This window comes from Arthrobacter globiformis NBRC 12137 (assembly GCF_000238915.1).
GTDB lineage: Bacteria > Actinomycetota > Actinomycetes > Actinomycetales > Micrococcaceae > Arthrobacter > Arthrobacter globiformis.
In genome coordinates this window covers 132,816-145,310 of sequence record NZ_BAEG01000083.1, presented here as the reverse complement: position 1 = coordinate 145,310, position 12,495 = coordinate 132,816, and the positions used below count along the sequence as shown (strand labels likewise).

Below are 12,495 nucleotides of genomic sequence, written 5' to 3'. Positions count from 1 at the left end.
ATGAACCCCTCCGGCAGCCTGAACCCCAGCCCGCGCACCCTTGAGGTGGACAGCATCGCCAGGTTCGACCGGCTGGTAAGCGCCGGGGCCCGGGCGATGCACGGCTGGCACGCACAGTCGCTTGACCTTCGCGGCCGGGGTGCCGCCCTGGCAGCCCTGGACGCCGAGGGCGCGGTTTTCCTGGGCTGCACCTTCGACCCGGGCGTGGAGGCGTCACTCCGCAGCCGGGGCGCGCTGATCTTCCCGCGGCTCACCGGCGTTCCCTTCAATCCGTACCGGGCAGGGCTCTACACCCCGCAGGAACTGTACGCAGGCATCGTCGATGGACCGTACGAGAAAACACCCGACGGTTTGGTCTACCAATGGAGCATGCGGCCGGGCCAGCGGCACCGCCTCGACTCCACCCTCGCGGCAGCCCTGCACGATCACGCCGTCGGCGATGCCCTGGAGGAATTCGTCCGTACCCTGAACAGCGGAGGCCGTTCCATCGTCGGGGTCATGGGCGGCCATGCCCTGCAGCGGGGGACCGGCGGCTTTGCCGCCGCCGCCACACTGGGCCGGCTCCTGGCCCGCCGCGGCCACCTGGTGGCCACCGGCGGAGGCCCCGGTGCCATGGAGGCCGCGAACCTGGGTGCCTACCTCAGCACGGCCGACGACGACGATTTCCACGGTGTGCTTCGAGAGCTCACAGCCGTCCCCGGCTTCCGCCCCTCGGTGTCCGCGTGGGCACGTGCAGCGGCAGCCGCCGTCGAACGCTTTCCCGGCGGAACCGCGTCCCTCGGCATTCCCACCTGGTTTTACGGCCACGAACCGCCCAACTACTTCGCCACCCACATTGCCAAGTACTTTGCCAACGCGGTCCGCGAGGCCATCCTCCTGGAGGTCTGCAACGGAGGGATCGTGTTCCTGCCGGGTGCGGCGGGTACGGTGCAGGAGATCTTCCAGGATGCCTGCGAGAACTACTACGGTGCCCCGGAGACCATGACCCCCATGGTGCTGGTCGGCAGGGAGCACTGGGAGCAGCGGTTCCCGGCCTGGCCGATGCTGCAAAGCCTCGCCGCGGGGCGGGCCATGGAACAGCGGATCTTCCTGGTGGACAGCGTGGAGGAGGCGCTCGCGGTCCTTGGAGGATGAACACAGCGGTGGCTGAACGCGCCGGATGAACGCGCCGGGTGCCTACAGGTCAGCGCGGCAGGGTGTCCTGCCGAGCTGGTAGAGGCCGTTCAGGTCGCCGGCCGCGAGGCCGTCGGGGGCTCCGATTTCCGGATACATGAGCTGCACGGGGTCGGTGACGTGCTCGAGCCCCATCACGTGGCCCAGTTCATGGAGGATGACTGCGGTGGCGTAGGCGGTGCCGTCGGGGCGTTCCAGTTCCGTCGCCATCTGCGGGGCATCCAGCTCCAGGCTGCCGGTGACATAGCTCTTGGGCCCGGTCCCGTAGCTGTAATACGTGCTGCCGCCGGTGCCGATGACCTTGCCGCCCAGCTTGGGGGTCACGTCCGGCGTGGTCCAGCTGATGAGCAGGGGTGCCCAGCGCTCGCCGTACGTCTCCGGCTGGTAGGGGGCGCGCTGGTCCGAGGGCTGCTCATCTGTGGCGCCGTCGTCAACAAACTGGATGCCGGTGGCCTTGGAGATGGCCTGGATTGCCAGGGGAACCAGGCCTGCTGCCCCCTCCGGTGCAAGGCTGGCATTCACCACGTAATGCAACGGACGGCACGGCGAGTAGCCCACGGGGGCGCCGTCACTGTTCACGGCGAGAAACTTGTACGAGGTGCTGGGCTCCGCAGGTGGCTCCGGGTTGCCCAGGGGAGTACCTGCCTCCTCGCGGCCCGGCGGCGGTGCGCCCACGGTACCGTCCGGGCCAGCAGACGCACCGGCCTGAGCCCCACCGGACCGTCGGTCCGGCCCGGGTTGCCCCGCCTGCCCGGTCGGATCTTGCCCGGCCGAATCCTGCCCGGCCGGGTCCTGCCCGGAATCACCCTGCCGGGACGCGGACTGGTCCCCGGACCCGAGGCGGAAGTTCAGCACGCCCGCAAAGCGCGGGTCCCCGTACGCCATTCCGGCAGCGAGGAAGGCTGCGCAACCAAGGGCAGCGAGTACGATCAGGCGGCGGATAAACCTCGCCGCCGCGGTAGCCGGACCTGAGTGGCGCGGCTGGTGCCGGCGCTGACTGTGACCGGGGTCTTGACCCTCCACTGCACCCCCTTTCACGGCATACCGCTGCCGCGTCCCCTCTGCCGGCGAATCAGGCCAGGCACTCAAGCACCAGGCAAACAGGCCTACTTTACAGTTCAGCTCACCGGCCCATGAAACCTGCCGGGCGATAGCCGCCAATCAGGCGATGACAGCACCAAACGCCATGCCCAGGAGGTACGTGACGCCGGCCGCTCCCAGACCGATGGCGAGCTGCCGCAGTCCGCGGGTCAGCGGTGAGGTGCCGGACAGCAGGCCGACGGTGCCGCCGGTGGCCAGCAGCGCGATGCCCACCAGGACGGCCGCCACGATGAGGGCGCCGATTCCGGTCATGCCGAAAAGGAAGGGAATGATGGGCACGATGGCGCCGGAGGCGAAGAAGCAGAAGCTGGAGAGCGCGGCGCCCCAGGCGGTGCCCACGGCTTCGTGCTCGTCCTCAGTCTCGGGCAGTTCGGGATGGAGCGAGAGACTTGGGTCGCAGTCGCACGTGAAGAGGCCCATGCGCTCGGCCACCCGGTGTTCGGCCGCCTCGCGGGACATGCCGCGGGCCAGGTAGACCAGCAGAAGCTCGTTGTGTTCGATGTCCAACTGGGGTGCCGCCACCAGCGTCACCTGCGTGGGGCGTGTGGCGTCCAGGAGTTCACGCTGCGAACGGACCGACACGAATTCGCCGGCGCCCATGGAGAACGCTCCGGCCAGGAGTCCGGAAATCCCGCTGAGCAGGACCACGCCGCTGCCAACGCCGGTGGCGGCCATGCCCATGACCAGCGCGAGATTGCTGACCAGTCCGTCGTTAGCGCCGAAGACGGCGGCGCGGAACGTGCCGGCCAGCCGGTTGCGGCCGCGTGTTGCCAGGCCGCGGACCACTTCCTCATGGATCTGCTCGTCGGCCGCCATGGCCGGAGTGGCCGACGGCTCCCTGATGTAGGGGGAGCGGCCCTCGGCCCGCTGCGCCAGCGCCAGCACAAACACGGACCCGAAGTGCCGGGCGAGAAAGCCCAGAAGGCGGCTGCGCAGGGAAGCGTGCCGGGGCTTGCCCGCGTGTTCGCCGAGGAGCTTCAGCCAGTGCGCCTCGTGGCGGCCTTCGGCCTCGGCGAGGGCCAGGAGAATGGCGCGCTCTTCGCCGGAGCGGTTCTGGGCGAGGTCGCGGTAGACGGCGGCCTCTGCCCGCTCGTCGGCCAGGTACTGGCGCCAGCGCTTGATGTCCGCTGCGCTGGGTTTCGGGCGGGGTGCGCCGCCGCCGGCCGCCGCGGCGCCGGCTGCGGAACCGTTGGTTGGGCCGGACGCGTTGCCGGCGGTGTGGGGGTCAGATTTTGCGTGCTGAGACACGGGAACTCCTGGGTAGATGGGACGTGATGCGGCCCCATTGCATCGCCCACTTTACCGCGTAATTCCGGGGTTTTTCGGCCGGTGACCCTTAGTCGAAAGTTTAGGGAAACCTCAATGACTGCGCCCGGACGGGGCCAAGCCGCCGGCCCGCCCAAGCGCCCTTGACCGCCTGCACCCGCGGTGATCTGATGAAAAGGTGCCCCGCCGCCGGCGGGTACGGAAGTCCAACCACACGGAGGTCTGCCTGATGAACACCAACGGATCGCGCCCCGAGCCGGACACCCGCCACACCATTGAGTCCGATCCCGCCTACGACTTTGCCGAGGACGCGCCGGTGGACGAAGACTGGGATGCGGAGGACGAATTCCTTGATTCCGAGGAAAGGGTGGTTCCCGCCAGCCACGAGGCAGTGGACGGTGACGAAAGGGTGGTTCCGCGGGATGCGGACGACGAGTTCCGTGCGGACGAAGGCTACGAAGATTAAGGCGTCCGTTCCGGCGCGGACGTGCGTTTCGTCCCTGGACCGGTCGCTCCCGCTCTAGCCCGCTCTTCAACACCAGCCCAACTCATTTAAAACCACGACGGCGGTGCCTCCCCGCGCTGGGAGGCACCGCCGTCGTCGTGCGCTTTTTGCTAAACCTGCCGGCGGCAGGTGGCCGGGCAGGCCAGTGGACTCAAGGTCACCGGGCCGGGGCGGAAACCGGCACTTCCTCGGTTTCCCGGCCGGCCACCCGGCGGTACCAGCGGCCCATGACCGCTGGGTCCGTGGGCTTGGTCAGGAGCGATACTACGACGTAGACCACTGCGGAGGCGATCAGGCCGTAGTAGATCGGCTCGTTCGCAAAGATGCCCTCCAGCGGTTCCTTGGCGTTGATCTCCAGGACGATCATGGTGCCGAGCGTCACCACGGAACCCACGGCCATGGACGCCGCGGCCGCGATGCCGGTTCCGCGCTTCCAGATGAGTCCGCCGAGGATGGCCACGAGGAGGCCGCCCACCAGGATGTCGTAGGCGATGGTGAGGGCTGCGACGACGTCCTTGGTGATGATGGCGATCAGGATGGCCACGATGCCCAGCCCGAGGACCCACATGCGGTTGGCCTTGACGTCGTGCTCGGGGTTGTCGGAGTCATCGGTGTTGATGGTCTTGCCGAACCAGCCGGCGACGAACGGCAGCACGTCAGCACGGGCGACGGTGGCTGCCGCGATCAGGGCGCCGGACGCGGTGGACATCATGGCCGCGACGGCGGCGGCGAGCACCAGGCCGCCGATGCCGATGGGCAGCAGGTTCTGGGCAACCTCGGCATAGACCACGTCCTTGCCTTTGGTGGCGACGTCGATGGCCGGCAGCGCCACTCGGGCGGCCAGGCCAATCATGGCGCCCGCTGCGCCGTACAGGATGCAGTAGATGCCGGCCGTGGCGCCTCCCCAGCGGGCAACCCGGGGCGTCTTGGCGGTGAACACGCGCTGCCAGATGTCCTGGCCGATCAGCAGGCCCAGGGTGTAGACGACGAAGTAGGTGATGATCGTCTGGACGCCGATGCCGTTGATCTGGAAGAAGCTGGCCTCCACGCGGCTGCGGATGCCGTCCAGGCCGCCGGCTGCGTTGAGTGTGAAGGGCAGCATGAGGAAGAAGATGCCCACGGTCTTGATGACGAACTGGACCTGGTCGGCCAGGGTGATGGACCACATGCCGCCGATGGTGGAGTACACCAGCACGATGGCGCCGCCGATGGCGATGGCGAGTGCGCGGTCCCAGCCGAACAGCACCACGAAGATGGTGGCGTAGGCGCCCGTGGAGGTGGCGCAGAGCATCAGGGTGTAGGCGAGCATGATGATGCCGGAAGTCCGGGTGGCCTGGCTGCCGTAGCGGAGGGACAGCATCTGGGAGACGGTGTAGATCTTCAGCTTCTGGATGGTGCCGGCGAAGAGCAGGCTCAGCAGCAGCACACCGGCACCGATCGCCACCACGAGCCACATGCCCGAGATGCCGAATTTGTAGCCCAGGCCGACGCCGCCAACGGTGGAGGCACCGCCCAGGACGACGGCGGCCATGGTTCCGGTATAGAGGAACGGCCCCAGGCGGCGGCCGGCCACGAGGAAGTCGCTGTTGTTCTTGGTGCGGGACTTGCCCCACCAGCCGAAGGCTAGCATGGCGGCCAGGTAGATCACCACGATGGCGATATTGACGAAACTTGCGTCCATGATTGGGGATCCTTGGAGCTTTGGCAGCTTGCGGGCCTCGCCGGGGAACTGGCTGCCCGGAGGGTGCTGCATTAACGGAAAATCGGGGGGAACGCTGGGTTCCTTGCTGACGGCTCCTCGTGGGAGTTGTTTCACAAGCAACACTTGTTGCATAAAAGCGTAGGCTGTGATTCGAGTAACAGTCAAGACGCAAAGCTCCGCGGGGCGGTTTGCCCCGCGTCACAGAAGGGCCGGGCCGATAATATGTCTCCAATGATGGGGCCGGGCGGCCGGCCGTGAAAGGTTCGTAAATGAAGGCACTACCAGTTGAGCCGAGCAATGTTCCGGTTGCCATCGGTTCAAGAATCCGTGCCGCGCGCCAGTCCCAGCGGCTAACCATCGAGCAGGTGGCCGACGCCACCGGATTGACCAAGGGTTTCCTCAGCCGCGTGGAACGGGACCTGACCTCGCCGTCCGTGGCGTCCCTCGTCACCCTGTGCCAGGTTCTGTCGATCTCCATTGGCGACCTGTTCGCCGCTCCGGAGACCCACCTGACCAAGCGGGACGCGGGTCCCCGCATCTCCCTCGGCGGTGAGGGGATCGTGGAGCGGCTGCTGACCGCGCGGTCCGAGCGGCGCGTCCAGATCATCCAGGCCGTCATCGATCCGCGGGGCCGCGGCGAATCGGAACTGTATGCCGTTGACTGCGACGTCGATGTCCTGCATGTGATCAAGGGGACCATCAAGCTCATCCTCACCAACGAGGAGTACGAACTGACCACCGGCGACACCGTCACCTTCCCTGGCCGGGAACCCCACACCTGGGTCAATCCGACCGATGAGCCCGTCGAGGTTCTCTGGGTCCTGGTGCCGGCTGCCAGCCGGTAGTGCTCCGCGAAACCCGGCCCGGGCCGCCTGTTGGGCGGCCCGGGCTTTTTTCTGCGCTCGCTGAGAGTTTCTTGTAAACAGTCGGTGCACATTGGGCAACTTCGAGTGTATGATGGCTGTCACAACCCACCCTCGACAAATCATCCTCGAAGGAGAGGCGTTCCTTTGGAAGAGCTGCGCATCGAGGCCAACGGCAACCTTGGCCCCATCGATTCATCCCGTATTCCCCGCTACGCCGGGGCGGCAACCTATGCCCGCCTGCCGCGCTTGGACCAGGTGGCCAAGTCCGACATCACAGTGGTGGGCGTGCCCTTTGATTCCGGCGTCTCGTACCGCCCCGGTGCCCGCTTCGGCGCCAATCACGTCCGTGAGGCCAGCCGGCTGCTCCGCCCGTACAACCCGGCCTGGGACGTCAGCCCGTTTGAGAACTGCCAGGTGGCCGACGCCGGCGACATGGCCGTGAACCCGTTCAACATCAACGAGGCCATCGAGACGATCCAGCAGAACGCTCTCGACCTGACGGCGGGCGGCAGCAAGCTGCTCACGCTCGGCGGTGACCACACGATCGCGCTGCCGCTCCTGCGCGCAGCAGCCGAACGCGCCGGCGGTCCGATCGCCATGCTGCACTTCGACGCCCACCTGGACACCTGGGACACCTACTTCGGCGCGGAGTACACGCACGGCACGCCGTTCCGCCGCGCCGTGGAGGAGGGCATCCTGGACACGGAGGCCATCAGCCACATCGGGACGCGCGGCCCGCTGTACGGGAAGAAGGACCTCGACGACGACCACCGCTTCGGGTTCGGCATCGTCACCTCCGCGGACGTTTACTACCAGGGCGTCCTTGAGACTGTGGCCAAGGTCCGGGACCGGATCGGTGACCGTCCCCTCTACATCTCTGTGGACATCGACGTTTTGGACCCCGCGCACGCGCCCGGAACCGGCACGCCGGAAGCCGGCGGCATTACCAGCCGAGAGCTGCTGGAGATCATCCGCGGCTTCCGCGGCATGAACCTCGTCGGCGGCGACGTCGTTGAAGTGGCCCCGGCCTACGACCACGCCGAGATCACCGGCGTGGCCGCCAGCCACGTTGCCTACGAACTCGTCACCCTGATGGCGGACAACACCGTCGCGGGCGACCGCTTCGGTGCCGAGACCGGCTACGCCGCCCAGGCGCTGGGCCGGGAAGCCCGCCGTCCGGCAGGGTTCGCGGCAGCCTCGCCGGCACCGGCAGGCAATGGCGCCGTCCATGCCGCTGTGGGGGAGTACTCCAAGTGACCGCCGTCGAGTCCGGCGCGACGTCTGCACCAGCAGAAGCAGACGCCGGTCCCGCAGGGGCGGGCGCCGGGACCGGTGTCCGCAACGGCGGGGACCTCGTTGTCGAGACCCTGGAGGCGCTGGGCGCGAAGACGGTGTTCGGCATCCCCGGCCAGCACGCGCTGGGCCTCTTCGACGCGATGGGCCGGGGCAACCTGAAGTTCGTGTCCTCCCGCGTGGAGAACAACAGTGCCTTCGCCGCCGACGGATACTCGCGGGCCACGGGGGAGGTGGGTGTGCTGTTCCTGTCCACCGGGCCGGGTGCGCTGACGTCGCTTGCCGGGCTGCAGGAAGCCTACGCCACGGGGGTGCCCATGGTGGTGGTTGCCAGCCAGATCCCGCTCGAGGGCCTGGGCGCCCGCCGGAAAGGCATGCTGCACCAGCTGGATGACCAGAAGGCGTCGGCCGCGAATGTCACCAAGAGCCAGCGCCTGATCCAGCACGCGTCCGGTATTCCGTCCGCCATCCAGGACGCCTGGACCGAGGCGATTTCCTCGCCGCAGGGCCCGGTCTGGCTCGAGGTCCCGCAGAACGTGCTGCTGGACCCGATCATGGTGCCGCCCGTGGAAGATGCGCTCGCCGAAGCGGCGGACAACCCGCCGCGCGTCGAGCTTGTCCGGGAAGCCGTGAAATGGCTGTCGGCGGCGAAGCGTCCCGCCATCATCGCCGGCGGCGGGACCCGCCGGGGCCGGGCGGAAAAGTCGCTGCTGTCGATAGCGGAAAAGCTCCGGGCTCCTGTCATCTGCACGCCCGGCGGCAACGGGGCTTTCCCGTGGAACCACGAACTGTCGCTGCAGTCGTGGATCGAAGACCGGCACATGACGGACCTCCTCGAGGACGCTGACGTCCTGGTGGTCATCGGCTCGTCACTGGGCGAGGTCACCTCCAATTACTTCACGTTTGAACCGCGCGGCAGGATCATCCAGATCGACGCCGAACCGCGCGTGCTGGAATCCAACCGGCCCGGCCTCGGGATCCGCGCCGACGCCGGCCAGGCCCTCGCGGCCCTCGACGCCTCGCTGACGGTGCCCGCCGATACGCGGCCCGACTGGCACGGAACCTCGCCGGAGGACCTCGTGCGGGAGTCGCTGCGCAAGGTGAAGGAGCGGCTGGAATCGCAGGACCTGGCCAAGGAATTGCAGTTCATGGCCGATATCCGGGAGGCCGTGCCGGCGGACATGCAGACGTTCTGGGACATGACCATCTCGGCGTACTGGGGCTGGAGCTGCTGGGACGCCCGTGAAGGGCAGTTCCACTCGGCACAGGGTGCCGGCGGCCTGGGCTACGGCTTCCCGGCAGCGATCGGCGGGGCCGTGGGCCTGGAGACCGTGGGCAAGTCCGCGGCTTCGGCCCGCGTGCTCGCTGTCTCCGGTGACGGTTCGGCCATGTACTCCATCGCCGAACTCGCCACCGCGAAGCAGCACAACGTGCCCGTCACCTGGCTGATCGTGGACGACGGCGGCTACGGCATCCTGCGCGAATACATGGTGGGGGCGTTCGGCAAGGCCACCGCCACCGAACTCGGCCGGCCGGACTTCGTGAAGCTGGCCGAGTCGTTCGGCGTTCCCGCCACCCGGGTGTCCCCGGAAAACGTGGGGGACGCGCTCAAGGCGGGCTTTGCCGCGGACGGTCCGAACGTCGTCGTCGTCGAAACGCTGCTCAAAATGTTCGCCCCGACCCACCTGGACAGCTAAGCGCGAACGCACAGTTAAGCCCCATCCTTCCAGCGCGAACGCACACTTGAGGCCCCGTTTCCATCCGGAATTGGGGCCTCAAGTCTTCGTTCGCGCTGTTACCTTTTAGCCGAACCCGAATGCTTAGTTTCCTAAAGCAACCTTTTATTGCTATAGTTGCCTAAGGCAAGCAATAAGGGGTTTTTCCATCATGGCAGTTGAGCCAAACACGGCAGCTGAACTCGTGCGGCAGATCTTCGACCTCCAGCGCGTCGTGCGGTGCGTGGCCGTGTCCAACTCGCGCGGCCTGGAGGCGGGAGTTGCGCTGCAGGGCGTCCTGCGCTTCGTGGGGGAGAGGGAATCCCGCGCCACGCACCTGGCCGCGCGGCTGGGCGTCAGCGCGCCCGTCCTCAGCCGGCACATTGCAGAGCTTGAGGAACTCGGGCTGGTCCACCGCAGACCCGATCCCGACGACGGCCGCGCGCAACTGGTGGCCCTCACTGACGCCGGCCGCGCGAAGCTCATCGAGATCGAGGAGCACCGCGTGGCCACGCTGCAGGAATTCCTGCAGGACTGGAGCCAGCAGGACGCCGAGGAGACGGCGAAAGTACTCTCCAAACTTGCGGAATCCCTTCGGGAATCCGCCCGGGCAACGACGGCCGGCACCATCACCGCCACTACCCAACGCAAGGAGCAGTTCATTGGCTAGCCATGCTGCCGTCCCCGTGACGGCCACGTCACGCCCTTCGGCCCACCCGGCCCAGGCTCCCATGACACACCGGCAGATCATGGAGGCCCTGACCGGGCTCCTGGCTGCCTTCTTCACCGCGATCCTCAGCAGCACCATCGTGGCCAACGCGCTGCCCACCATCATGTCCGAGCTCAAGGGCACGCAGACGGACTTCGCGTGGGTCATCACCGCAGCACTGCTGGCCAACGCGGCCACCACCCCGATCTGGGGCAAGCTCGCTGACCTGTTCGACAAGAAGGCCCTGGTCCAGCTGAGCATCGTGATCTTCGTGGCCGGATCGGTGATGGCAGGACTGTCCCAGACCATCCCGCTGCTGCTGACGGCCCGCGTTGTCCAGGGCATCGCCATGGGCGGCCTGACTGCCCTGGCCCAGGCGATCATCGGCTCCATGATCCCGCCGCGCGACCGCGGAAAGTACTCCGGCTACATGGGCGCGGTCATGGCCGTCGGCACGGCCGGCGGGCCGCTGCTTGGCGGTTTCATCGTGGACAGCCCGCTGGGCTGGCGCTGGACGTTCTTCGTCTGCGTGCCGCTCGCCGTCGTCGCCCTCATCCTGCTGCAGATCACCCTCAAGATCCAGCACGTCAAGCGTCCTGCAAAGATCGACTGGCTAGGCTCCATCCTCCTCACCACCGGCGTCAGCCTCCTCCTCATCTGGGTGTCGTTCGCCGGCAACCCCGACTACTACGACTGGTGGTCCTGGCAGTCGGCACTCATGGTGGGCGGCGGCGTCGTGCTGCTGGCGCTGCTCGTCGTGGTGGAATCCAAGGTTTCGCAGCCCATCATTCCGCTGAAGATCATCTCTGAGCGCACCACCGCCCTTGCCATCTGGGCCTCCGTCGCCGTGGGCGTGGCGATGTTCGGGTCCTCGACCTTCCTGGGCCAGTATTTCCAGGTGGCACGCGGGGCGACCCCCACCGAGGCGGGCCTTTTGACCCTGCCCATGATCGCCGGCAACCTGGTCGGCTCCGTGTTTTCCGGCCAGCTGATCAGCCGCACTGGCAAGTGGAAGCGCTACCTGATCGCCGGGTCGGTCCTGCTGATCGGCGGGCTGGGCCTCGCCGGCACCATGGACCACACGACGGAACTGTGGCAGTCCGGCGTCTTCACGGCGATCCTGGGCCTCGGGCTCGGCATGCTTATGCAGAACCTCGTCCTGGCCGTACAGAACACCGTCAGCGCCAGCGACATCGGCACGGCCAGTGCTTCTGTGGCGTTCTTCCGCTCCGTGGGCGGCGCCATCGGCGTGTCCGTGCTGGGAGCGGTCATGAGCAACCGGGTCAGGGAACTAGCCACCCAGGGGCTGGCCGACGCCGGCATCCGGGCAGGCTCCGGCGCGTCCGGTGCCAGCCTGGACCTGGCCGATATGCCCGCCCCGGTCCGGGACATCATGCGGGCGGCCTACGGCGATGCCACCGCAGAGATCTTCCTGATTGCCGGCGCCATCGCGGTTGTTGCCCTCATCGCCGTGCTCCTGATCAAGGAACAGCCGCTGCGCCGGACCGTTGATATCCGGCCGGATGCTACTCCCGACTCCGCACCTGCCTCCGGACTGCCCGCCGCTGAGCCTACAAACGGCGGTGAGTATTCCGACGACGACCTCGAGCGTGAGTTCGCCGAAGTGCTGACCCGCCAACTGGCCGACGACGCGAAGGGCGCCTACCCCGGCAGGCAGCGGCCGGCGGAACCCGTCCTGCCGATGAACGAACCGCCGGCGCGGGCCCGGACCATGCTGGCTGAGATGCACAACAAGCCCGCTGACCTGGTGCCGATCATCCAGGAAACGCAGGGGCTCCTCGCGGAACAGCAGCTTCAGCTGGCCACGGCACTGAACGCCGTCGCCCGGCAGGCCGAGCAGCAGCGGATCATCGCGCAGGAGCAGGCCCGGGTGAGCGCGGAACTGAAGGCGCTGAGCCGGCAGCTGGCCAAGGAACGGAAGCTCCAGAGCGCCGCCGCACACTACATCGCCTCGCACGGCAAGCACCGCGGCGAATAGCCGTCCCGCGACTGGAGTTTTTGCACGGATAATGGCCGCAAAACCCCCGGCCAGAGGCCAGTATCTGTACAAAAAACTCCAGTTGTGCGGGGAGCGTGTACGACGGCGGCGATTGGCTTGGGGCTTAAATGTCCGTTCGCGCTCGGGCTTGGGCGGGCCGGCGTCG

General features: G+C 67.6%; 10 protein-coding genes. 7 read left to right on the top strand and 3 right to left on the bottom strand.

What is annotated here, in order from left to right; genetic code table 11:
• Positions 1-1,134, top strand: a complete 1,134-nt coding sequence (locus tag ARGLB_RS16335; protein WP_003804576.1) for an LOG family protein — start codon at positions 1-3, stop codon at positions 1,132-1,134.
• 42 nt (positions 1,135-1,176) lie between these two features.
• Here ARGLB_RS16335 and ARGLB_RS16330 read toward each other — a convergent pair whose 3' ends face one another.
• Together ARGLB_RS16330 and ARGLB_RS16325 are read right to left on the bottom strand one after the other, a co-directional pair.
• The gene (locus tag ARGLB_RS16330; protein WP_003804574.1) at positions 1,177-2,196 is read right to left on the bottom strand and encodes a matrixin family metalloprotease; all 1,020 of its coding nucleotides are present in this window, start codon (positions 2,194-2,196) and stop codon (positions 1,177-1,179) included.
• Positions 2,197-2,334: 138 nt separating this feature from the next.
• A complete protein-coding gene (locus tag ARGLB_RS16325) occupies positions 2,335-3,522 on the bottom strand; it encodes a VIT1/CCC1 transporter family protein (RefSeq protein ID WP_003804571.1) in 1,188 nt (395 codons plus the stop codon).
• Positions 3,523-3,769: 247 nt separating this feature from the next.
• On the opposite strand from ARGLB_RS16325, the gene ARGLB_RS16320 reads away from it, so the two are divergent.
• Positions 3,770-4,006, top strand: a complete 237-nt coding sequence (locus ARGLB_RS16320) for a hypothetical protein (protein WP_003804569.1) — start codon at positions 3,770-3,772, stop codon at positions 4,004-4,006.
• 196 nt (positions 4,007-4,202) lie between these two features.
• Here the strand turns inward: ARGLB_RS16320 and ARGLB_RS16315 are convergent, their stop codons facing one another.
• Positions 4,203-5,726, bottom strand: coding sequence for a sodium:solute symporter family protein (locus tag ARGLB_RS16315; protein WP_003804568.1), 1,524 nt, complete (start codon positions 5,724-5,726; stop codon positions 4,203-4,205).
• A gap of 290 nt (positions 5,727-6,016) precedes the next feature.
• On the opposite strand from ARGLB_RS16315, the gene ARGLB_RS16310 reads away from it, so the two are divergent.
• The 5 genes from ARGLB_RS16310 (at position 6,017) to ARGLB_RS16290 (ending at position 12,329) form a co-directional block, all read left to right on the top strand.
• A complete protein-coding gene (locus ARGLB_RS16310; RefSeq protein WP_003804566.1) occupies positions 6,017-6,592 on the top strand; it encodes a helix-turn-helix domain-containing protein in 576 nt (191 codons plus the stop codon).
• 165 nt (positions 6,593-6,757) lie between these two features.
• The gene (speB, locus tag ARGLB_RS16305; RefSeq protein WP_003804565.1) at positions 6,758-7,870 is read left to right on the top strand and encodes an agmatinase; all 1,113 of its coding nucleotides are present in this window, start codon (positions 6,758-6,760) and stop codon (positions 7,868-7,870) included.
• Complete coding sequence (locus ARGLB_RS16300; RefSeq protein WP_003804564.1) at positions 7,867-9,603, top strand: thiamine pyrophosphate-binding protein; 1,737 nt, start codon at positions 7,867-7,869, stop codon at positions 9,601-9,603. Before speB ends, ARGLB_RS16300 begins: the two co-directional genes overlap by 4 nt.
• 190 nt (positions 9,604-9,793) lie before the next feature.
• Positions 9,794-10,291, top strand: coding sequence for a MarR family winged helix-turn-helix transcriptional regulator (locus ARGLB_RS16295; RefSeq protein WP_003804562.1), 498 nt, complete (start codon positions 9,794-9,796; stop codon positions 10,289-10,291).
• A 61-nt stretch (positions 10,292-10,352) separates the two neighbouring features.
• A complete protein-coding gene (locus tag ARGLB_RS16290) occupies positions 10,353-12,329 on the top strand; it encodes an MDR family MFS transporter (protein ID WP_083839682.1) in 1,977 nt (658 codons plus the stop codon).
• The last annotated feature ends 166 nt before the right edge of the window (positions 12,330-12,495 follow it).

What these genes read in the sequence shown, in the direction of transcription:
- ARGLB_RS16315 (WP_003804568.1), bottom strand. Translation starts at nt 5,726, where the DNA reads ATGGACGCAAGTTTCGTCAATATCGCCATCGTGGTGATCTACCTGGCC.
- ARGLB_RS16335 (WP_003804576.1), top strand. Translation starts at nt 1, where the DNA reads ATGAACCCCTCCGGCAGCCTGAACCCCAGCCCGCGCACCCTTGAGGTG.
- ARGLB_RS16295 (WP_003804562.1), top strand. Translation starts at nt 9,794, where the DNA reads ATGGCAGTTGAGCCAAACACGGCAGCTGAACTCGTGCGGCAGATCTTC.
- ARGLB_RS16310 (WP_003804566.1), top strand. Translation starts at nt 6,017, where the DNA reads ATGAAGGCACTACCAGTTGAGCCGAGCAATGTTCCGGTTGCCATCGGT.
- ARGLB_RS16320 (WP_003804569.1), top strand. Translation starts at nt 3,770, where the DNA reads ATGAACACCAACGGATCGCGCCCCGAGCCGGACACCCGCCACACCATT.
- ARGLB_RS16290 (WP_083839682.1), top strand. Translation starts at nt 10,353, where the DNA reads ATGACACACCGGCAGATCATGGAGGCCCTGACCGGGCTCCTGGCTGCC.